The 20,619-nt window shown below is 72.8% G+C and carries 23 protein-coding genes; 12 read left to right on the top strand and 11 right to left on the bottom strand.

Annotated features, from left to right (window positions below; genetic code table 11):
• Positions 1-100 precede the first annotated feature (100 nt).
• Entirely contained in the window at positions 101-1,315 is a 1,215-nt protein-coding gene (locus ACH54P_RS46425) for a glycosyltransferase (protein WP_489909677.1), read from the top strand.
• Between the two features lie 21 nt (positions 1,316-1,336).
• Here ACH54P_RS46425 and ACH54P_RS46420 read toward each other — a convergent pair whose 3' ends face one another.
• On the bottom strand, positions 1,337-1,663 hold the full coding sequence (locus ACH54P_RS46420) for a hypothetical protein (RefSeq protein WP_489909676.1): 327 nt from the start codon (positions 1,661-1,663) through the stop codon (positions 1,337-1,339).
• 75 nt (positions 1,664-1,738) lie between these two features.
• Between ACH54P_RS46420 and ACH54P_RS46415 the strand changes: the two genes are divergently transcribed.
• A complete protein-coding gene (locus ACH54P_RS46415) occupies positions 1,739-2,119 on the top strand; it encodes a MerR family transcriptional regulator (RefSeq protein ID WP_489909675.1) in 381 nt (126 codons plus the stop codon).
• Between the two features lie 3 nt (positions 2,120-2,122).
• Here ACH54P_RS46415 and ACH54P_RS46410 read toward each other — a convergent pair whose 3' ends face one another.
• Positions 2,123-2,608 carry a GNAT family N-acetyltransferase gene (locus tag ACH54P_RS46410; RefSeq protein WP_489909674.1) on the bottom strand — a complete coding sequence of 162 codons (486 nt, stop codon included), beginning with the start codon at positions 2,606-2,608 and terminating at the stop codon, positions 2,123-2,125.
• A gap of 94 nt (positions 2,609-2,702) precedes the next feature.
• Between ACH54P_RS46410 and ACH54P_RS46405 the strand changes: the two genes are divergently transcribed.
• The 4 genes from ACH54P_RS46405 (at position 2,703) to ACH54P_RS46390 (ending at position 6,548) form a co-directional block, all read left to right on the top strand.
• Positions 2,703-3,227 carry a YciI family protein gene (locus ACH54P_RS46405; RefSeq protein WP_489909673.1) on the top strand — a complete coding sequence of 175 codons (525 nt, stop codon included), beginning with the start codon at positions 2,703-2,705 and terminating at the stop codon, positions 3,225-3,227.
• A 203-nt stretch (positions 3,228-3,430) separates the two neighbouring features.
• Entirely contained in the window at positions 3,431-4,306 is an 876-nt protein-coding gene (locus ACH54P_RS46400) for an alkaline phosphatase family protein (RefSeq protein ID WP_489909672.1), read from the top strand.
• 5 nt (positions 4,307-4,311) lie between these two features.
• On the top strand, positions 4,312-5,556 hold the full coding sequence (locus ACH54P_RS46395; RefSeq protein ID WP_489909671.1) for an MFS transporter: 1,245 nt from the start codon (positions 4,312-4,314) through the stop codon (positions 5,554-5,556).
• The gene (locus ACH54P_RS46390; RefSeq protein WP_489909670.1) at positions 5,553-6,548 is read left to right on the top strand and encodes a TolB family protein; all 996 of its coding nucleotides are present in this window, start codon (positions 5,553-5,555) and stop codon (positions 6,546-6,548) included. Before ACH54P_RS46395 ends, ACH54P_RS46390 begins: the two co-directional genes overlap by 4 nt.
• Here the strand turns inward: ACH54P_RS46390 and ACH54P_RS46385 are convergent.
• Positions 6,523-7,107: a dihydrofolate reductase family protein gene (locus ACH54P_RS46385; protein WP_489909669.1), complete on the bottom strand. Its 585-nt coding sequence runs from the start codon at positions 7,105-7,107 to the stop codon at positions 6,523-6,525. The genes ACH54P_RS46390 and ACH54P_RS46385 overlap by 26 nt on opposite strands.
• A 91-nt stretch (positions 7,108-7,198) precedes the next feature.
• Positions 7,199-7,600 (bottom strand): hypothetical protein, encoded by a 402-nt coding sequence (locus ACH54P_RS46380; RefSeq protein ID WP_489909668.1) that lies wholly within the window; start codon positions 7,598-7,600, stop codon positions 7,199-7,201.
• Positions 7,601-7,911: 311 nt separating this feature from the next.
• On the opposite strand from ACH54P_RS46380, the gene ACH54P_RS46375 reads away from it, so the two are divergent.
• On the top strand, positions 7,912-8,868 hold the full coding sequence (locus tag ACH54P_RS46375; protein ID WP_489909667.1) for a glycoside hydrolase family 6 protein: 957 nt from the start codon (positions 7,912-7,914) through the stop codon (positions 8,866-8,868).
• Here the strand turns inward: ACH54P_RS46375 and ACH54P_RS46370 are convergent.
• On the bottom strand, positions 8,855-10,192 hold the full coding sequence (locus tag ACH54P_RS46370; protein WP_489917030.1) for a 3-hydroxybutyrate oligomer hydrolase family protein: 1,338 nt from the start codon (positions 10,190-10,192) through the stop codon (positions 8,855-8,857). The genes ACH54P_RS46375 and ACH54P_RS46370 overlap by 14 nt on opposite strands.
• A gap of 190 nt (positions 10,193-10,382) precedes the next feature.
• Between ACH54P_RS46370 and ACH54P_RS46365 the strand changes: the two genes are divergently transcribed.
• The gene (locus ACH54P_RS46365; RefSeq protein WP_489909666.1) at positions 10,383-11,585 is read left to right on the top strand and encodes an extracellular catalytic domain type 1 short-chain-length polyhydroxyalkanoate depolymerase; all 1,203 of its coding nucleotides are present in this window, start codon (positions 10,383-10,385) and stop codon (positions 11,583-11,585) included.
• On the opposite strand, the gene ACH54P_RS46360 is transcribed toward ACH54P_RS46365, so the two are convergent.
• Together ACH54P_RS46360 and ACH54P_RS46355 are read right to left on the bottom strand one after the other, a co-directional pair.
• Positions 11,582-11,848 carry a substrate-binding domain-containing protein gene (locus ACH54P_RS46360; protein ID WP_489909665.1) on the bottom strand — a complete coding sequence of 89 codons (267 nt, stop codon included), beginning with the start codon at positions 11,846-11,848 and terminating at the stop codon, positions 11,582-11,584. The two genes, ACH54P_RS46365 and ACH54P_RS46360, sit on opposite strands and share 4 nt — an antisense overlap.
• The gene (locus ACH54P_RS46355; RefSeq protein ID WP_489909664.1) at positions 11,845-12,621 is read right to left on the bottom strand and encodes a LacI family DNA-binding transcriptional regulator; all 777 of its coding nucleotides are present in this window, start codon (positions 12,619-12,621) and stop codon (positions 11,845-11,847) included. Before ACH54P_RS46355 ends, ACH54P_RS46360 begins: the two co-directional genes overlap by 4 nt.
• 30 nt (positions 12,622-12,651) lie before the next feature.
• On the opposite strand from ACH54P_RS46355, the gene ACH54P_RS46350 reads away from it, so the two are divergent.
• Together ACH54P_RS46350 and ACH54P_RS46345 are read left to right on the top strand one after the other, a co-directional pair.
• Complete coding sequence (locus ACH54P_RS46350) at positions 12,652-13,827, top strand: MFS transporter (protein WP_489909663.1); 1,176 nt, start codon at positions 12,652-12,654, stop codon at positions 13,825-13,827.
• A gap of 112 nt (positions 13,828-13,939) precedes the next feature.
• Positions 13,940-14,770, top strand: coding sequence for an FkbM family methyltransferase (locus tag ACH54P_RS46345; protein ID WP_489909661.1), 831 nt, complete (start codon positions 13,940-13,942; stop codon positions 14,768-14,770).
• Between the two features lie 11 nt (positions 14,771-14,781).
• On the opposite strand, the gene ACH54P_RS46340 is transcribed toward ACH54P_RS46345, so the two are convergent.
• The 4 genes from ACH54P_RS46340 to ACH54P_RS46325 form a co-directional block, all read right to left on the bottom strand.
• Positions 14,782-16,674: a helix-turn-helix domain-containing protein gene (locus ACH54P_RS46340; RefSeq protein ID WP_489909660.1), complete on the bottom strand. Its 1,893-nt coding sequence runs from the start codon at positions 16,672-16,674 to the stop codon at positions 14,782-14,784.
• A 1-nt stretch (position 16,675) separates the two neighbouring features.
• The gene (locus ACH54P_RS46335; protein ID WP_489909658.1) at positions 16,676-18,004 is read right to left on the bottom strand and encodes an MFS transporter; all 1,329 of its coding nucleotides are present in this window, start codon (positions 18,002-18,004) and stop codon (positions 16,676-16,678) included.
• A gap of 44 nt (positions 18,005-18,048) precedes the next feature.
• Positions 18,049-18,798, bottom strand: coding sequence for a 3-hydroxybutyrate dehydrogenase (locus tag ACH54P_RS46330; protein WP_489909657.1), 750 nt, complete (start codon positions 18,796-18,798; stop codon positions 18,049-18,051).
• Positions 18,799-18,891: 93 nt separating this feature from the next.
• Complete coding sequence (locus ACH54P_RS46325; protein WP_489909656.1) at positions 18,892-19,284, bottom strand: VOC family protein; 393 nt, start codon at positions 19,282-19,284, stop codon at positions 18,892-18,894.
• A gap of 85 nt (positions 19,285-19,369) precedes the next feature.
• Here ACH54P_RS46325 and ACH54P_RS46320 point away from each other — a divergent pair, with 85 nt between their 5' ends.
• Positions 19,370-20,302: a helix-turn-helix transcriptional regulator gene (locus ACH54P_RS46320; protein ID WP_489909655.1), complete on the top strand. Its 933-nt coding sequence runs from the start codon at positions 19,370-19,372 to the stop codon at positions 20,300-20,302.
• Positions 20,303-20,363: 61 nt separating this feature from the next.
• Complete coding sequence (locus ACH54P_RS46315; protein ID WP_489909654.1) at positions 20,364-20,594, top strand: WCX domain-containing protein; 231 nt, start codon at positions 20,364-20,366, stop codon at positions 20,592-20,594.
• The last annotated feature ends 25 nt before the right edge of the window (positions 20,595-20,619 follow it).

Genomic DNA, 20,619 nt, shown 5'->3' with positions numbered 1-20,619 from the left:
CTCTCCCCGCTTCAACATATAGCCGACCCCGGGGCTTGTGGCAAGACCCCGGCGGGGGTCCACAATGCGGGCTCACCATTTCCGGCGAGGGGATTCCTTGATGCGTGTGCTGCTGTCCACGATCGGCTCGAGGGGCGAAGTGCAGCCGGTCGTGGCGCTGGCTTCGGAACTGAGAGCGCTCGGGCAGGACGTCCGCCTGTGCGTGCCGCCGGACTTCCGCGCCTGGCTCGACGACCTCGGGTTCGACGTCGTGCCGATCGGTCCCGAGCTGCGCGGGACCGCTTCGGCGAGCGGGCCCCGCCCCACGCCCGAGCAGCTGCGCAACGCCGCCGCGGACACCGTCACGACCCAGTTCGAGACGATCGCCGTGGCGGCCGAGGGGTGCGACGTCCTGGTCGCCGCCGGTGCCCTGCAGCTCGCCACGCGCTCGATCGCCGAGCGGACGGGCGCCGCCTACGTCTACGCGAGTTTCTGCCCCGTCACCCTGCCGTCGGACCGCCACGCGCCACCGCCGATGCCATGGCGGACGGCGTCATCAGAACAGGCGGAAAACCGTGCCCTGTGGGCCGAGGACGCGCAACGGTGGAAGCAGCTCTTCGGCGAGCGGTTCGACGAATGCCGGGCGGCGGCGGGACTCGCTCCCGTCGACGACCTGCCGGGTCACGTCTTCACCGAACGGCCGTGGCTCGCCGCCGACGCCGCGCTGGCGCCGTGGTCCGAGCCCGGCGACCCGCGGATCGTCCAGACGGGGGCGTGGATCTGGCCGGACGAGCGGCCGCTGCCGCCCGAACTGGTGGAGTTCCTCGACGCGGGCGAGCCGCCGGTGTACTTCGGGTTCGGCAGCATGCGCGCCCCGGGCGAGCTCGCCGAGGCGATGCTCGCGTCGGCGCGTGCGCACGGCCGCCGGGCCGTCATCGCCCGTGGGTGGGCGGGCCTCGCCGCAGCGGACGGGCAGCCGGACTGCTTCGGCATCGGCGAGATCAACCAGCAGGCACTGTTCAAGCGGGTCGGGGCCGTCGTCCACCACGGTGGCGCGGGCACGACGACGGCGGCGGCCCGCGCGGGCGCGCCGCAGGTGGTGGTGCCGCAGATGTACGACCAGCACTACTTCGCCGGCCGCGTCCGAGAACTGGGCCTCGGCGCGGCGACCGAGCCGGGCGTGCCCACGGCCGAGGCGCTGACGTCGGCGCTGGACGTCGCGTTGCGGCCGGAGGTCGCGGCCCGGGCGCGGCGGTTCGCGGGAAAGGTGCGCGGGGACGGCGCGAGCGTCGCCGCGCACCACCTGCTGGCCACGGCGCCGCTGACGTCGGCCTGAGGGTTTCCCGGGGACCGCCGGCTAGGTCAGCGCGTAGAACTCCTCGAGCACGGCACGGGCCTCGGCGGTGTCGGGTACCGCCGCGTCCCACCGCACTTCGCCGTTCTCGACGGCGATCTCGAAGCCGAAGAAGGGGCAGCACTCCTTCTCGCGGGCGGCGAGGTCACGGACCCAGTCCTCGACGCCCGGCTCGGCGCGGAACCGGAACCGGATGCCGGCCGCGGTGCGCTCCCGGGCGGCGAGGGCGCCGGCGAACAGGCGGCGGTACTCGGCCAGCCGCTCTTCCGGGGTGTCACGGGCGTTCGACATGTCGCAGGCGATGGGCGTCGACGCGGGTGGGATCTGCATGGCGGGCTCCTTGCGGTGTCGGTGCGCCGACCCTGAAGTCCGGACCTGGCTCCAGAGTCAAGGGAGAGCGCGCGCGTGAAGATCGGCGAGGTGGCCCGTTCGGCGGGGGTGAGCGTGGACACGGTCCGCTTCTACGAGCGGCGCGGCGTGCTCCCGGAAGCGGACCGGCGTCCGAGCGGCTACCGGGAGTTCCCGCCCTCGGCGGCCGACCGGATCCGCTCGGCGAAGGCGTTGCAGGACCTCGGTTTCACGCTCGACGAGGTGGTCGACGCGCTGCGCTCCCACGACACGGGCACCGCGACGTGCGAGTCGGAGCGCCGGCGGCTGGAGGCGGTGGTCGCCCGGCTGGACGAGCGGATGGCGCAGCTGGAGGCGGTCCGCGGCAAGGCGGCGGAAAACCTGAAGGCCTGCCGGGCGGGCTGCTGCCGCCTGGTCGGCGACGGGCCACTCGCGTAGGGGCTACCGCAGGTCGAGCCACATGATGCGGAGCCCGACGTCGCCGAGGTCCGGGTGGCGGAACGCGCCGGGCGCCGTTCCGAGCGTGACGAAGCCCAGGCTCTCGTAGAGCCGGACCGCGGCCTCGTTCACGTCGACGACGGCGTTGAACTGGATCGCCGCGAACCCCTTCCGCCGGGCCCAGGCGATCAGATCGGTGGTGAGCGCGCGCCCGACGCCCGCGCCCCTCGCCTCCTTCGCGACCATCACGCTGCCGGAAGCGACGTGGCTCCCGGGCCCGGGCCGGTTCGCGTACATGTTCGCGGTCCCGAGCACCCGCCCGCCCTCGACCGCGACGACCACCCGGCCCGGCGGAGCCGTCAGCCAGATCCGCCGGGCGTCGGACTCGCTCATGGCGGGGTCGTAGGGGAACGTCCGCTGCTCGGTGACGACGTCGTGGACGATCGGCCGGATGCCGGGCCAGTCGTCGTCGCGGGCGTCGCGGATCACGGGGTCTCCTCGTCCATGGTGACCGACGCTAACGGCTCCGCTCGCGGCCGACGACCGGATTACCGGACGGTCCGGAGCCGGGAGACTGAACGGCATGGAGTTCTTCTGCTACCACCGCGACCGGCCCGGGTCCTTGCCGCTGCGGGAGGCGACGCTGGAAGCGCACTGGTCCTACCTGGACCGCTTCGCGGCGCGGATGATCGCCCGCGGCCCGACCTTCGACGACGACGGCGTGCCCACCGGCAGCGTGCACATCCTCGACCTGCCGGACCCGGCCGCCGCCCGGGCGTTCGCCTTCGACGAGCCGACCTACCAGGCCGGCGGGTACCGGGACGTGCTGCTGCGCCGGTGGCGCAACACCCTCGGCCGCCCGATACCGGGCGGGCGGCCCGGTTACCTGGTGCTCGGCCTCGGCGAGGGGCGGCCCGCCGACATCGCCGTGCCGGACGGGCCCGATCCCATCGCCTACGGGCCGCTCCTGTCCGACGACGGCACGGCCTGGCTCGGCACCGCGGCGCTGACCCGGGCGCCCGGTCCCGGCGCGGCACGCGGGCTCCTGACCGCTGAGCGGTACGCCGCCATCGAGGTCCACGCCTGGCAGTCCGGCGGCCGCCGGTAGGCCGGACGGGTTTCCGGCCGACCACTGTGGACAGTCCGCGTTCCCTACCAAAGGAGGTTGACACCGGAAAATCATTCACCCACTCTTTCCGTTGTCCGCCGGTGGTTTCCTGTTGTTCACGGTCCGGACCGCCGAGAGGCACGCACCGGTCCCCTGCCCTGGGCATCATGAGGCGCCCGCACCCTGCCAGCGTTGGAGGACCCATGATCCGCAAGCGGATCTTCGCCGTGTTCGCCGCCGCCACCCTCGTCACCGCCGGGGTGGTCGCGGCGGCCGTCGTCACCGGAACGGACCAGCCCGCCGCCGTGCGGCCCACCGCGTCGACCGTGCCGGCCTTCGACCACATCGTCCTCGTGATGTTCGAGAACAAGAAGTACTCCTCGATCAACGGCAGTTCCAGCGCGCCCTACTTCAACACCCTCGCCTCGCAGAGCGCGAAGTTCACGAACTCCTTCGCGATCACGCACCCCAGCCAGCCCAACTACGTCGCCCTCTTCTCGGGCGCGACGCAGGGCGTCACCGACGACAGCTGCCCGGCCAACCTCGGCGCGAAGGCCAACCTCGGCCAGCAGCTGATCGGCGCCGGCAAGACGTTCAAGGGCTACTCCGAAGCCATGCCGTCGGACGGCTACACCGGCTGCTCCAGCGGCACCTACCGGCGCAAGCACAACAGCTGGGTGGACTTCTCGAACGTCCCGGCCGCGAGCAACCTCCGGTACTCGAGCTTCCCGTCCGACTTCACCCAGCTGCCGACCGTCGCCTTCGTGACGCCGGACATGTGCAACGACATGCACGACTGCTCCATCGGCACCGGCGACACCTGGCTGAAGAACCACCTCGACGCCTACGCCCAGTGGGCCAAGACCCACAACAGCCTGCTGATCACCACCTTCGACGAGGACAGCGGCACGTCGGTCAACCAGATCTTCACCAGCTTCACCGGCGCGCACGTCAAGGTCGGCAGCTACAGCGAATCGATCAACCACTACACCGTGCTGCGCACGATCGAGGCGTCCTACGGCCTGCCGGGCATCGGCGGCGCCGCGAGCAAGTCGCCGATCCTCGACGTCTGGCAGTAACCCGCGTGTACCTCGCCACCATCGGCCGCCGGGAGCACACCGCGAAGGGCAAGCTCTCGGCGGTCGGCGCGAACGTCTTCGCGCTCGGCGCCGTCAGCCTCGTCACCGACGTCTCCTCGGAGATGGTCACCGCGGTCCTGCCGGTGTACCTGGTGCTCGGGCTGCACCTCAGCCCCGCGGCGTACGGCCTGGTCGACGGCCTCTACACCGGCGCGACGGCGTTGCTGCGGGTCGTCGGCGGGTACGTCGCCGACCGCGTCCGGCGGCGCAAGGTCGTCGCCGGCGCGGGCTACGCGCTGTCCGCGGTGGCGAAGCTCGGGCTGCTCGCGGCCGGGGCGTCGGCGGCCGCGATCGGCGCGGTGATCACGCTCGACCGCACCGGCAAGGGCCTGCGGACCGCACCCCGGGACGCGCTGATCACGTTGTCGGCGCCCGAACCGCTGCTCGGACGGGCGTTCGGCGTGCACCGGGCGATGGACAGCATGGGGGCGTTCGCCGGGCCGCTGGTCGCGCTCGCCGTGCTGGCCGCGGTCGGCGCCACCGACCCCGAGGCGTTCGACGCGGTGTTCGTCGTCAGCTTCTGCATCGCCGCGATCGGGGTGCTGCTGCTGGTGCTGTTCGTCCGCGACCGGCGGACCCCGCGGGGCGACGCGAAATCGGTGTCGCCGCGCGCGGCGGCGGCCCTGCTGCGCGGCAGCGGCGTGCGGCGGCTGCTCGTCGCGGCGTGCGTGCTCGGGCTGGCCACGGTCGGCGACGGGTTCGTCTACCTGCTGCTGCAGCACAGGGAGGACATCGCGACCGGCTGGTTCCCGCTGCTCGCGGTCGGCACCAACCTCAGCTACCTGGTGCTCGCCGCGCCGCTGGGCGCGCTGGCCGACCGGGTCGGGCGGCTGCCGGTGGTGCTCGGCGGGTACGGGGCGCTCGCACTGGTCTACCTGCTGCTGGCCGGGCCGGTGTCCGGCTGGCCGTTGTTCGTGCTCGCCCTGGCCCTGTACGGCGCGTTCTACGCCGCGACCGACGGCGTCCTGATGGCACTGGCCGGACCGCTGCTCCCGGAAGCGTTGCGCACCACGGGGATCTCGCTGGTGCAGACGGCGCAGGCCCTCGCCTACTTCGCCTCGTCCGTCCTCTTCGGACTGGCGTGGCAGTTCTGGGGCCCGGACCTCGCGATCGCCGTCGCGGCGGGCGGGGCCGTGGTCGCGATCGCCGTGACGTTCGTGGTGCTCTCCCCGCGGAAGGTGACGGCGTGAGAACCAGGATCCTCATCGCGGTGGCCGGGGTGCTCGTGCTGGCCGGCGCGGCCGTCGCCTACGTCGGGTTCGCGAGCGCGCGCGGCCACGACGTCACCGCGACCGGCGAACTGAGCCTCTCCCCCGGCCCGCGGCTGCTGTTCCGCAGCACCGCCGACGCCGACCGCGGGCACGTCGCCACGGTGTCCGTCGCCGATCCCGGCGGGCCGCGGACGGTGTCACCGCTGTCGTGCACGCGGGTGTACGCCGCCGGTGGCGCCGGGATCTGTCTGCGCCCGGACGGCGACCTGACCACCTACCAGCTGGTGGTGCTCGACGCACGGCTGGCGTCCCGGCGGGAGATCCCGCTGGTCGGGCTGCCGAACCGGGCGCGGGTCTCGACGAGCGGCCGGATGCTCGCGTGGACGGTGTTCGTCACCGGCGACTCCTACAACGGCGGCATGTTCTCGACCCGCGCCGGCATCCTCGACACGGCGACCGGCGACCTGGCGGGCACGCTGGAGGACTACGCGGTGACGGTCGACGGCAAGCCGTACCAGGCGGCGGACCTCAACTTCTGGGGCGTCACGTTCACCCGCGACGACCGCCACTTCTACGCGACGATGTCGACGGCCGGCCACCGCTACCTGGTCGCGGGCGACTTCGCCGCGCACACGATCCGCACGCTGCGGGAGAACGTCGAGTGCCCGTCGCTGTCCCCGGACGGGACGCGGGTGGCGTTCAAGTCCGCTGTGGACGGTGACCCGGCCCGGGGGTGGCGGCTTTCGGTGCTGGACCTGGCGGCGTCGACGGTGACGGCGTCGACGGAGACCCGCAGCGTCGACGACCAGCCGGCGTGGCTCGACGACCACACGATCGGCTACGGGATCCCCCGCGGGCCGGGCCACGCGGACGTCTGGTCGGTCCCGGCCGACGGCTCGGGCGCGCCCCGGCTGCTGATCCCGGAGGCGGAGTCGCCCGCGGCGCTCAGCGACGCCGGTAGCGGGCGATGATGACGCCTTTCGTGGTCGTGACGCTGCCGGTCAGCGTGAACTCGGTCAGCGACGCCGGCCCCTCGAACAGGCGCGCGCCGGAACCGAGGGTCAGCGGGAAGATCAGCAGCGTGTAGCGGTCGACCAGGCCGGCGGCGTGCAGGCGGCGCACGAGCGAGGCGCTGCCGATGACGGACAGGTCCCGGCCGGGCCCGGTCTTCAGTTCGGCGACCGTCTTCTCCGCGTCGCCGCTGAGCAGGACCGAGTTCTGCCAGGCGCCGGCGTCCTCGAGAGTGGTCGAGGCGACGTACTTGGTGGCGGCGTTCAGGTGGGCGGTGAAGGGGTTGCCGTCGTCGCGGTGTGCCCAGGCGCCGATGAAGTCCTCCCAGGTCCGCCGCCCGAAGAGCATGTCACCGGGCCGGCTCATGCCCTTGCCCATCTCCCGGGCCATGACGTCGTCCTGGTACCGCGTACCCCAGCCGCCGTGGGTGAAGCCGCCGCGGGTGTCCTCGTCGGGCCGGCCGAGGCCCTGCACGACGCCGTCGAGGGTGACGTTCATGGTGACGGTGACCGAACGCATCGGAGGTCCTTCCGCTCGCGCGGGCCGCGTCGGGTGGCCCGTCGCCGCCTACACGAACGGGACGGGGCGGGATCGACAGCGGACGCCGAAGTCAGTCCAGCCGGCGCAGGCCGTCGAGGATGCGGCGCATCAGGTCCGTGTCGGGGGCCGCGAACGCCAGCTGGGGCACCAGGACGCGGCCGGTCGGCGGGTCCGGGGGCGGGAGCGTGCGCGGCACCCGCCACGGCAGGCGGTCCGGCGAGGAGTCGCGGCCGGTCTGTTCCGGGATCGGCAGGGTCGGCAGCGCGATCGTCCCGGCCTCGGAGAGCCGGCGCGAAGCCTGCTCGAAGCGGAGCCGGGCCTGGATGCCGGCCACCGTCCAGTCCGGCTCCGGGTCGGGCCCGGCCGGGACGCGGCGCGGACGGCGTTCGAGCGAGATCGCCCAGGCCGCCGCGGCGAACGCCGGGAGCAGCAGCCCCGCGACGATGGCGAGGCCGGGCAGGTCAGCGGCCATCACGTGGCGCCGGTGACGGGTAGGAGCATGGCGTTCACTTCCGGACTTGCGGTTCTTCCGACGCATGGCCGACACCTGGATATTCGTCGTGAACGAATGTTCGCGGACCCCGGAACCCCATGATGAACGAGGAGGCAAAGCTCCCGCAAGCGGCCGAACGGGGTGGCCCGTCCGGCGGTGAAACCGCAGTTCAGGACCGGATTTGGGGTAGGCGGCGACAGCCCCTCACCTGGTAGTACGGGCCCCGGTCCGGTCCGGTTCAACTTTTCTTTTTGTACGTCCCGTGTACACGGCCGCGGCAAAGTGCGGCAATGCGCATTTCGACCTGGCTCGTGGCCGCCGCGCTGGCGCTCACCGGGCTCGCCCCCGCGTCCCCGGCCGTCGCCGCGGACGGCAATCCGCTCGAGAAGACCAGCGGCTTCTACGTCGACCCGGACTCGAACCCGGCGACGTGGGTCCGCGACCACCCGGGCGACAGCCTCGCCGGCCCGATCCGGACGTCGATCGCGAGCAAGCCCGGTGCCCGCTGGTTCGGCAACTGGAGCGGCGACGTCCGGACGGCGGTCGACGAGTTCACCTACGCCGCCGACGTCGCCGACAAGCTGCCGGTCCTGGTCGCCTACAACATCCCCGGCCGCGACTGCGGCGGCGAGTCGACCGGCGGCGCGGGCGGCCCGGACGCCTACCGCGCGTGGATCTCGGCGTTCGCCGACGGCATCGGCGGCAAGCCGGCGATCGTGGTCATCGAGCCGGACGCGCTCGCCCAGCTCGGCTGCCTCACCGGCACCGCCCGCACGGACCGGGTCGACCTGCTGAAGTACGCCGCTCAGCAGTTCGCGCAGAAGGCGCCCAACACCTGGGCGTACCTGGACGGCGGCAACGCCACCTGGATCCCGGCGGCCACGATGGCTTCGCGGCTGAAGTCGGTGGGCGTGCAGTCCATCCACGGGTTCGTGCTGAACGTGTCCAACTTCTACACCACGGCCGAGTCGACGACCTACGGCAAGGCCGTCGACTCGGCCCTGGGTTACGCGGCGCCGTTCGTGGTGGACAGCAGCCGCAACGGCGGTGGCCACGGCACGGACTCCGAGTGGTGCAACCCGCCGAAGCGCAAGCTCGGCGCGCCGTCCCAGCTCGGCGGGGGCCCGGAGATGCAGCTGTGGATCAAGGTCCCCGGCGACTCCGACGGCAGCTGCGGCTACGGGACGGGCGTTCCGGCGGGCACGTTCAGCCCGGTCCTCGCCGACCACCTCGTCAAGGGCGACTGACCAGGTCGCACGACTTCGCCAGCTCCGCCGGGGTCGCCCCGGCGGGGCGGGCGATCGTCGCCGAGGCCGGGGGACGCACTCCGCGCAGCCACCCCGCCAGGGCGTCGAACGCCGTCCGGAAGCACGGGCCCAGCGGGCGCAGCCGGTCCGGGTAGGTGTCGACCAGCCCGTCGACGTGGTTGCCGCCCTCGACGCGGTAGTACCGGTGCAGGTCTCCGCGCCCGGCGTCGGCGATCATCCGGTCGTAGACGTCGGAGTCGAGGGTGATCGGCAGCAGCGTGTCGAGCGTGCCGTGCAGCGTCAGCAGCGGCTTGCCGATCCGCCCGGTCAGCGAGATCCGCTCCACCGCCCGCGTCACCGGCGCGGGCCGGGAGGAATACGCGTAGTCCGCGTCACAGGACGGCGTTCCCGAAGCGCAGAAGGGCGTGCCTGCCAGTACCGGGCCGTCGAACGACGGGTCGAGCTCCTCGCGGTAGATCCGCTGGGTCAGGTCCCAGTAGACGCGGTAGTGGTAGTCCCACAGGAACTCCGACCCCGGCGCGAACCCGGCGTCCAAAATGGACTGGTGCGCCGCCGCCGAACCGGCCGCGTACGCCGGGTAGGCCTTCATGGCCGGCGGCAGGAACGTCAGCAGGTTCGGCCCGTCGGCACGCCACAGCGTCCCCTCCCAGTCGACGCCCCCGTCGTAGAGCCACGGCCGGTTCTCCAGCTGCCACCGCACGAGGTACCCGCCGTTCGACAGCCCGGCCGCCAGGGTCCGCGCCGGCGGGCGGCCGTAGTGCCGGGTCGCCGCGGCCCGGGCGGCCAGCGTCAGCTGCGTGACGCGCGAGTTCCACTCGGCCAGCGCGTCGCCCGGACGGACGCCGTCGGTGAAGAACGCCGCGCCGGTGTTGCCCTTGTCGGTCGCGGCGAACGCGTACCCCTCGGCCAGGGCCTGGTCGCCGATCGCGCGGTCGTTCGCGTACTGCCGCCGCACGCCGGGCGAGCCGGAGACGACGAGGCCGCCGTTCCAGCGGTCCGGCAGGCGCAGCACGAACTGCGCGTCGTGGTTCCAGCCGTGGTTGGTGTTCGAGGTCGACGTGTCCGGGAAGTACCCGTCGACCTGGACTCCGGGGACCCCGCTCGGCGCGGGCAGTCCCGCCGACGTCAGCCCGGCCCAGTCGGCCTGGACGGTGTGGCCCGACACGAGGGTGCCGGTCGTCGTCAGGTCGTCCAGGCAGACGGCGACCTGTTGCTGGGCGCCGGGCACGGCGACCCGGCAGCGCTCGGCCGAAGCCGACGCCGACGCGGGCAGCGCCGCCGCGAGCGCCCCCGCCAGTACCAATGCCAGCCAACTGCGCACGGTCCACCTCCGGTCTCGGATGGAACCAAACCCAAGCGCGTGCGCCGCCCGGGAGCCATCCCGCCGGTCACCATGAATTCGCGCGGCGATGTGGTGGACGGCCACATGGTCCGAACCTTCGCGCCGTCTTAGCGTCGCTGGGGACCCTCTCAACGACGAGAAGGAACTCACGATGCGCAAACTCGCTTTCGCCGGACTCGCCGCGATCACCGCCGCCGTGCTCACCACGGCCGGCCTGGCTTCGGCCGCCGATCCGCCCGCGTCGTCCCTGGTCCAGGTTTCCTCGTTCGGCGCCAACCCCGGCGCGCTCGCGATGTACACCTACACCCCCGCCGGGCTCGAGGCCGGCCGCCCGGTGGTCGTCGCCCTGCACGGCTGCACGCAGAGCGCGGCCGACTACCACGCCCATTCCGGCTGGCCGGCGCTGGCCGACCGGTGGCGGTTCGAGGTCGTGTTCCCGCAGCAGTCGACCGCGAACAACTCGCTGAAGTGCTTCAACTGGTTCTCCACCGCCGACGACACCCGCGGCAACGGCGAGGCGGCGTCCATCAAGTCCATGGTGGACAAGGCGGTCGCCGACCACGGCTCGGACCGCTCCCGCGTGTTCGTCACCGGGCTCTCCGCCGGCGGCGGGATGACCGCCGACCTGCTCGCCGCGTACCCGGACGTCTTCGCCGGCGGTGGCATCGACGCCGGGCTGCCGGCCCAGTGCGCCACGAGCGTCACCGAGGCGACGAACTGCCAGCAGAACGACCAGCACCTGAGCCCGGCGCAGTGGGCGTCGCGCGTGAAGGCGCAGTACCCCGGTTACAGCGGGCCGTGGCCGCGCGTCGCGATCTGGCAAGGCACCGGCGACTACACGGTCTACCCGGTCAACGGCACCGAGCTGCGCGACCAGTGGACCGCGGTGCACGGCGTCTCCCAGACGCCGACGAGCACGCAGTCCCTGCCCGGCGGCACGACGTTGACGAACTACGCCGACAAGGTGCAGCTGTACTCGATCGCCGGGATGGGCCACGGCACCGCGGTCGACCCGGGCACCGGCACGACGCAGTGCGGCAGCACCGGGGCGTACTTCCTCGCGGGCATCTGCTCCAGCTACTACACGGGCGTGTTCTTCGGGCTGGACAAGGGAGCCGGGACCACGACGACGGCCGCGCCGCCGACCACGACCACGACGTCCGCGCCGCCGTCGGCGGTCTGCGTGAGCGCGAGCAACTACGCCCACACGCAGGCGGGCCGCGCGCACCAGAGCGGCGGCCAGACCTACGCCAACGGCTCCAACCAGGCCATGGGGCTGTGGAACACCTTCACCATCCACGCGCTGAAGGAGACGTCACCGGGGTACTGGGTCCTCGCCGACGGGCAGTGCTAGCCGGGGCGTGACGGTCGGCGGGTACTCGTCCGCACCATGGCCGTCCACTCGGCGCCGTGGTCGGGGCCGCGCTCGCCGAGCGCGATCAGGGCGCAGTCCCGGCCCTGGTCGAAGAGCGACTGGGCGATGGTGGTGAGGCCGGCGCCGCCGGCGTCCGGGTCGTCGTCCCACCCGGCGACCGCGAGGTCCTCGGGCACGCGCAGGCCCCGGCGGCGAGCGGCGTCGAGGACGGCGAACGCGAGCTGGTCGCTCATCGCGATCACGGCGTCGGGTTCGCACGTCTCGAGGAGCTCGTCGACCGTCGCCGCGGCTTCCCCCGGTCGTTGCGGGCCACGACGGCCACGGGGAGACGGCTCGGGTCGGCGCAGTGGTCGTAGATGCCGAGGAGGCGCTCGCGGGTGACCGGGAACGCGATGCTCCCGGCGTCGGGCCCGGTTTCCAGCCGTGCACGGCGGTCGCGGTCGAAGGGGAAGCTCAGCACGGCCGGCCGCCGGGCGCCGGCGAAGGTGCGGGCGGCCAGTACGCGGGCGGAGGCGCGGTTGTCGATGCCGACCACGCGGGCCCCCGGGACGGCCGGGCCGCCGTGGATCGCGACGGGCTTGCCGAGCCCGCTCACCACGGCGAGCACCGGGTCGGCGTCGACGGTCGTCCAGACGATGTAGCCGTCGACCGACGCCGACCGCACGCGTTCGACGTCCTCGCCGGCGCCGGTGGTGGGGATGAGGTTCAGCCCGCTCCCGCGCTCGCGGCAGACCTCGGCGACCCCGGCCAGGAAGCGCCGGGCCTGCGGGTCTTCGAAGGCGTACGCGAGGTGCTCGCCGAGCACGACGCCGATCGCGCCGTTGTGGCGGCGGCGCAACGACCGCGCGGTCGGGTCCGGTCCGCGGTAGCCCAGCTCGGCGGCGGCCTCCCGGACCCGGCGCAGCGTGTCCGGGGCGACCCGGTCCGGCTGGTTGTAGCAGTACGACACGGTCATCGCCGAGACCCCGCAGCGGCGTGCCACGTCCGCCATGGTGACGCGTGCGGCCCTGGACATGGCCCCACCTTAGCTGTGTATCGTTAAACAATGCCCGTCGTACCGCGCACCGGGATCGCGCTGGGAGCGCTCGGCGCCGCCTGCTTCGTGTCCGTGACGTCGGAGAACCTCCCCGTGGCGCTGCTGCCCCAGCTCGCTTCCGGGCTCGCGGCCGGGGACTCCGCGATCGGCTTCCTGATGACGGGGTACGCGGTCGTCGTCGCGGTGACGGTGGTGCCGCTGGTCGCGCTGGCTTCGCGCTGGGACCGCCGCGCGACCGCGCTGGTGACGATCGCGCTGGTCGTCGTGTCCAACCTGGTGCTCGCCGCCGCGCCGGGGTACGGCGTCGCGGTGGCCGCGCGGCTGGTCGCGGCCGCGGGCCACGGGGTCTTCTGGTCGGTCGTCGCGGCGATGGCCGCCCGGCTGCTCGGACCCGGCCGGGGCGGCCGGGCCACGGCGGTCGTGTTCGCCGGGAACTCCCTGGCGTTCCTCTTCGGGCTGCCGCTGAGCTCCTGGCTCGGCGCGACGCTCGGCTGGCGGACGGCCGTCCTGGTCGTGGCCGGAGTCGCGGCGGTGGCGGCCCTGGTCATCCGGGTCACGGTCGAGCCGATGCCCGCGGAGGCGCCGGACCGGGGGCCGGTCGCCGTCCGGCGCGTCGTCGCCGACCGGTCGCTGGTCCCGGTCAACCTGACGACCCTGCTCGTGGTGACCGGGCACTTCGCGGCCTTCACCTACATCACGGCGATCATCGCGGACTACGTCCACCTGACCGGCCCGGCGACGTCGAGCCTGCTGTTCGCCCACGGCACGGCCGGTCTGCTGGGGCTGGTCCTGATCGGACGCCACGTCGACGGGCACCCGCGGGCGACGGCGCTCGTCACCACCGGCGGGCTCGCCGTCTGCATGCTCGTGCTCGTCACCGGCGGCCCGGCCTGGGTTTCCGCCGCGGCGATCGTGCTGTGGGCGGCCCCGGCGGCCGGGATCGGCGTGGTCCTTCAAGCGGCGGTGTTGCGCGTCGCGAAGACCCGCCCGGACCTCGCCTCGGCGGTGTACATCGTGGCGTTCCAGATCGGCATCGCCCTGGGCGCCGCACTGGGCGGATTCGGCCTGGACAAGGGAATGCTCCCGGCGGCGGTCCTGATCGCGGCGACCGGCGGCCTCACGGCGGCGCTCGTCGTGCGGCGGTCCACGGCGTTCGAGCGGCCGGAACCCGTCCTGCCGAAATGACGCCTCCACCGGTGAGGTCGTTCTCGTGTGGACAGCGCCTTCCCCGATCGCAGCCGCTGTAATAGCCTTGCCCGATTGCGCTCCACTGGGTTCTCGAGGGGGAAGTTCCACTATGGGATTCGAACGTGATGTGCGGAATTTCATTGTTCGAACTCCGCTGGCGGAGAGCCGGCTTGTCGGCAATGCCTACGCAACCCTGAACCGGGTCAGGTTCAGGCGCTCTTGGGAGTTGCCGATACAGTTCCGCGGCGGCCGGTTCGTGATCGGCCGCGATCTGACCCTGTATCCGTTCGTGCGGGCCGGCGGATTCGAGGAGCGCGAGCTGGATTGGCTGCTTCCGCGGATCAAGACGACCGACGTGGTGTGGGACGTCGGCGCCAACATCGGGATCTACACCGTTCTGATGGCCAAACTCGCTGATCGGGTCGTGGCCTTCGAGCCGATTCCGGCCACCATGGAACGGCTGCGCGCGAATGTCGAGCTCAACCAGCTCGACAACGTCGAACTGGTCGAGCTCGCACTGGCGGACAAGGCCGGGCGCACCTCGATGGCGGTCATGGCCGAGGGTTCCGGCGGCTCCCACCTGGTGCGCGACGGTGGTGGCGGCCTCGACGTGACCGCCACGACGGGTGACCTGTACATGGCCGAACACGGCGTGCCCGACGTCGTCAAGGTCGACATCGAGAGCTTCGAGCCGGAGTTCGTCCGTGGCGCGTTCGGCATGCTCCAGGCCCGGCGGCCGCTGCTGACGCTCGAGGTGAACCGGACTTCGATGGCCACGCCCGCCGCGCGCGAATCGTGGCAGACCATGGCGGACGGCCTGTTCGACCTCTACGGCGACGCCGTCTGGTTCGGCCCGTCCGGTCCGCCGGTGACCATCCGCGGGCTGACCCCGGACGAAGTTCCGCTGCGGCCGTGCACACTGGCGTTCGGAGGGGCCTAGCCGACGCCTCGCTAATCCGCCTGCCGTTGCGGTGCCAACCGGTGCATCCGCAACGCCAGCTGGATCTCCAGCGCCCGGTCCGGCGCCTGCCAATCCTCCCCCAGCAGCGACGCCACCCGCTCCAGCCGCTGCACCACCGTGTTCACGTGGACGTGCAGCACGTCCTTCGTCCGTGCCAGCTGCGACCCGTTCGCGAAATACGCCCGCAGCGTCGCCACCAGCTCCGTACCGCGGCGCTCGTCGTAGTCCAGGACCGGCCCCAGCGTCCGGCGGACGAACGCGTCCAGGTCCGCGCGGTCGCCCAGCAGCTGGCCGAGGAAGCCCAGGCCCGCCATCGCCGCGCCTTCGCCGGTCCGGCCGAGGGCGAGCAGCGCCCGGACGCAACGGGCCGCTTCCGCGTGGGCTTCCGCGATCGCCGACGGCCCGCTCGCCGGACCCGCGGCGCCGACCGTGACCGGGCGGCCGGTCGCCGTGCCGAGGTCGGCCGCCACGCGGCGGGCCAGCTCGTCCGGGTCGCCCGCGCCGAGGAGCACGACCTCCTCCGCGTGCACGCCGACGAGCGTCGCGTGGCGGACGGCCGCGCTCGCCAGGCGCCGCCGTGAACCGCCGTCCGCGTGGGCGACCAGCACCGCGTGCGGCGCCGACAGGTCGATCCCCAGCCGGCGGCCGCGGGCCAGCAGCGCGCGGGGGTTGCGGTCCGGGGCCGTGAGCAGGTCGGTCAGCAGCTCGCCGCGGACCTCGTCTTCGGCGCGCACCACCGACCGCCGGAGCATCAGCAGCAGCGCCGTCACGACGCCGGCGCGTTCGAACAGCCGCCGGTCGGGGTCGGTGAGCCCGTCGCGGCCGGCCAGCACCAGGCTGCCGAGCAGCTCCGGCCCGGCCTGCACCGCGCACACCCAGTTGTCCTTTGTGGACACCGCGCGCCCGGCCGCGCGGGCCGCGGCGAGCACGTCCGGGTCGAGCACCGCCGGCGCCGCGGAGCTAGCCAGCAGCGTGCCGTCGGCGTCGTACACCGTGAGGTCGCCGTGCAGCACCCCGGCGACCGCCGCGGCGACGTCGGGCAGGTCGCCGCCGCGCAGCACGAGGTCGGTCAGCCGGTCGTGGGCGTCCTCGGCGCGTTCCATCGCCGCGTTCTGCGCCCGGATCGTCGCGTTGGCCTCGTTGAGCTCGGCGACGGCGCGGCGCGTCTGGTCGAGGAGGTTCGCGCTGTCCAGGGCGATCGCCGCGTGGTCGGCGAGCGACGACAGCAGCGCGACTTCGTCCGCGGTGAACTCCCGCGTGGCGCGGTCGGATGCGAACAGGACGCCCAGCACCTTCGGGCCGATCGCGAGCGGGACGCCGAGGATCGCGGTCAGGCCTTCGTCGCGGACGCCCGAGTCGATGTGCCGGGTGTGCTTGAACCGCTCGTCGTTGAAGTAGTCCGAAGTCGCGTACGGCCGCGCGGTCTGCGCGACCAGGCCGCCGAGGCCCTCCCCCATGCCGAGCACGATCTGCTGGAACTCGGCCGACACCGACCCGTCGCTGACCCGGACGTAGGTCTTGTTCTCCGTCTCGTCGTTCAGGCTGAGGTAGGAGACGTCCACGCCGAGCAGCGCCCGCGCCCGCCGGACGATCGAGCGCAGCACGGTGTCCGGATCGGACAGCGCGGCGAGCTCGCTCGCGGTGTCGAACAGCGCGGCGAGCTGAGCCTCGCGCCGCCGGTGCTCGGCGAGCGTCTCGCGGATCCGCAGCGCCAGCTCGCCCGCGCCGGCCAGCGCGGCCAGGTCGGCCGCGCCGAGCGTGCCCCCGGCGCGGGCGGCCACGACGACGTGCGCCAGCTGCTCGCTGCTCGCCCCGGAGGCGAGCAGGTCGAGCAGCCGGCGCAACGCCGTGACGTTCTCGGAGGGTGCGGTCACGGCGGTCATGCTAGGGCGAAACGGTCGCCGTCTCCGCCTCGACGCTGTCGTCGTGCAGCGACTCGCCGCGCGTCTCGCGGGCGGCGAGCAGCGCGATCACCGTGATCAGGCACATCGCCGCGACGTACAGCGAAACCGGCAGGGTGCTGCCCCACGCCGAGAACAGCGCCACGGCGATCAGCGGCGCGACGGCCCCGGCGGCGATCGACGACAGCTGGCCGCCGACCGAGAGGCCGGTGTAGCGCACCCGGGTCGGGAACTGCTCGGCGAAGAACGCGGCCTGCGGGCCGTACATCGCGCCGTGCAGCACCAGCCCGACGGTCGTGGCCAGCACGATCACCGCCGACGACTTCGTGTCCAGCAGCGCGAAGAACGCGAAGGCCCACACGCCCATCCCGATCGCGCCGAACAGGTACACCGGGCGGCGCCCGACGCGGTCGGACAGCGCGCCCCAGACCGGGATCGTCACGAAGTGCACGGCCGAGCCGATGAGCACCGCGGTCAGGCCCATGCCCTTCGGCAGGTGCAGCCCGGTCGTGACGTACACCAGGATGAACGCGGTGATCACGTAGTACGACACGTTCTCGGCCATCCGGGCGCCGATCGTGATCAGCACCTGGCGCCAGCTGTTGCGGAAGACGTCGACGACCGGGACGTGCTTCTCGGCGCGCGCCTCGGCCTGGCGCTGGGCGGCCAGGAACACCGGCGATTCCGCGACGGCCAGCCGGATCCACAGCCCGATCAGCAGCAGCACGCCCGAGAGCAGGAACGGGACCCGCCAGCCCCACGACATGAACGTCGCGTCGGACTGGGTGGCCGAGAGGATCGCCAGCACCGCGGTGGCCAGGAGGTTGCCGCCGGGCGCGCCGCACTGGGGCCAGCTCGCCCAGAAGCCACGGCGGCGGTCGTCACCGTGCTCCGAGACGATCAGGACGGCGCCACCCCACTCGCCACCGAGCGCGAAGCCCTGGACGAGGCGAAGCAGCGTGAGCAGGATCGGCGCCGCGACACCCGCGCTCGCGTAGGTCGGCAGGACGCCCATCAGGCACGTCGAGCCGCCCATCAGCACCAGGCTGACGACCAGGAGTTTCTTGCGGCCGAGCCGGTCGCCGAAGTGGCCGAACACGAGCCCGCCGACCGGCCGGGCCAGGAACCCGACGGCGTAGGTCAGGAACGCCAGCAGCGTGCCGGTGAGCGGGTTCGCCGTCGGGAAGAACAGTTTGTTGAACACCAGCGCGGCGGCCGAGGTGTAGAGGAAGAAGTCGTACCACTCGATGGTGGTGCCGATCAGGCTCGCGCCGACGATCTTGGCGATCGCCGACCGGTGGGGTTGGCTCACTGCGGGCTCCACTTCCTTGTGGGGTCGGTTTCCGGGCTGGGTTTTCAGGCAGCGGTCCAGCCGCCGTCGAGCGGGATGGACGCCCCGGTGACGTGGCCGGCGTGCGGCGAGCACAGCCACGTCACCAGGGAAGCGACGTCGTCGGCTTCGATGAGCTTCTTGATGGCGGCGCGCCTCAGGAGGACCTCGGAGACGACGTCCTCGCGCGGGATGCCGTGCTCGGCGGCCTGCGCGTCGATCTGGTTGTCGACCAGCGGGGTGCGGACGTACCCGGGGTTCACGCAGTTGCTGGTGACGCCGTGTCCGGCCCCTTCCAGCGCGGCGACCTTCGAGAGGCCTTCGAGGCCGTGCTTGGCGGCGACGTACGCGGCTTTGTAGGGCGAGGCGCGCAGCCCGTGGACGCTCGACATGTTGACGATCCGGCCCCACCCCCGGGCGTACATCGACGGGAGGGTGTGCCGGACGAGCAGGAAGGGAGCCGTGACCATCAGGGCCTGGATGCGCGTGAAGACGTCCGGCGGGAAGTCTTCGAGGGGCGCGACGTGCTGGATCCCGGCGTTGTTGACCAGGATGTCGACCTCGGCGGGGAGGGCGTCGATCGTCGTGGGGTCGGTGAGGTCGGCGGTGTGCGCCCAGCCCCCGGCCTCGGTGGCGGCGGCTTCGGCTTTGGCGGCGTCGACGTCGACGACGTGCACCTTGGCCCCGGCCGCCGCGAGGGCTCGGACGCAGGCCAGGCCGATACCGCCGGCCCCGCCGGTGACGAGGGCGGTGCGCCCGTCCAGATCGCTGGTCATGGACGGGAACGGTAAGCGTGACGCCGGTCGCGGGCTATGTGCGCGGCAGCCACACCTGGGGAAGATCCGATGGTTTCCGCCCACACAAGGTGATCAGGGGCGTTCCGCCAGCACCGCGAGGTAGTGCACGTTCGTCATGATCCCGAGGAGGTTGCCGAACGGGTCGACGACGGTCGCCGTCACGAACCCCGGCCCGCGTTCGGTGATCGGCTCGAACTCCTTCGCGCCCAGTTCGAGCAGCCGCGCGAGCGTCGCTTCGAGGTTGTCGACGTGCCAGCGGACGATCTCCCCGCCCGGCCCGGTCTGCGGACCGGGCGCGTACTTCCGGTCGATGATGCCGAGTTCGTGCTGGTAGTCGCCGATCCGGAACTCCGAGTACCCGGGGACGTTGAAGTACGGCTCGATCCCCAGGAACTCCGTGTACCAGGCCTTCGCGGCTTCGTGGTCCTCGGCGTAGTAGGTGACGGTGGCCATTCCTCGCAGCATGTCTGCTCCTCTCACGCGGTGGTGAAGCCAGCATGCGGAGTGAAAGTGCGCACCGACTGAGCACTTTGTTTGCGAGACTTCCCCCATGCGCGCCGACCGCCTCGTGGCCACGCTCCTGCTGATGCAGACCCGCAGCCGCGTCACGGCCGCCGAACTGGCTGCGGAGCTGGAGATCTCCGTCGCGACGGCCCGCCGTGACCTCGAAGCGCTGTCGGCCGCCGGGGTGCCCGTCTACCCGCAGCCGGGCCGCGGCGGCGGCTGGCAGCTCGTCGGCGGCGCGCGCACGGACCTGTCCGGGCTGAGCGCCCGTGAGGCGCAGGCTCTGTTCCTCCTCGCGGGTCCCGCCGCGGCCGCCGCACCGGAGGTCAAGTCGGCGCTGCGGAAGCTGATGGGGGCGCTGCCCGGCACGTTCCGGGCGGACGCCGAGGCCGCCGCGGAGGCGGTCGTCGTCGACCAGGCCGGTTGGGGCGAGCGCCCGAAAGAGCGGCCACCGGTGGTGGAACTGCTGCGGGACGCCGTCATCGCCCGGAAGAAGGTCCGTCTGACCTACACCGGCCGCGAGCGCCTGGTGGACCCGTGGGGCCTGGCCGACAAGGACGACGTCTGGTACCTGATCGCGGGGACGCCGAAGGGCCGCCGCACGTTCCGGGTGGACCGGATCGCCGAGGCGGTCACCACCGACGAGGCCGCCGACCGGCCGTCCGACCTGGAGCTGGCGAAGGTGTGGGACGAGGTGGTCGAGGAAATGGAGAAGCGCCGGTCGTTGCTCACCGCGGACGTCGTGCTGTCCCGCCGGCACTACGGGGTACTGCGCGACCGGTTCGGCCGCCACTGCGAACTGGCCGCCGAACTACCCGGCGACCGAGTACGCGCCCGGGTCGCGGCCGCCGCGCCGGTCATGATCGCGCAGGAACTGGCCGGGTGGGGCGCGCTCGTCGAGGTCGAAGGACCGGAGTCCGTGAAAGCCGAGCTCGCACGCCTCGGCGCCGAACTCGTCGCCCGCTACACCACCGGGTAAGCCGCGCCGACGAGGTGCTGCGCGACCAGATGAGTCGCCCCGCGGGGGGCCGCACAACCGCATGAGCCCCGCCGACAGGGTGCTGCGCGACCGGTTCGGCCGCCACTGCGAACTGGCCGCCGAACTACCCGGCGACCGGGTCCGCGCCCGGGTCGCGGCCGCCGCGCCGGTGATGATCGCGCAGGAACTGGCCGGATGGGGCGCCCTCGTCGAGGTCGAAGGACCGGAGTCCGTGAAAGCCGAGCTCGCACGCCTCGGCGCCGAACTCGTCGCCCGCTACGCGACCGCCTGAGCCGGGGACGTCATAACGGCTTCAA

This window comes from Amycolatopsis sp. N2S4-7, assembly GCF_058119595.1.
This window is presented reverse-complemented; position numbering and strand designations above follow the sequence as displayed.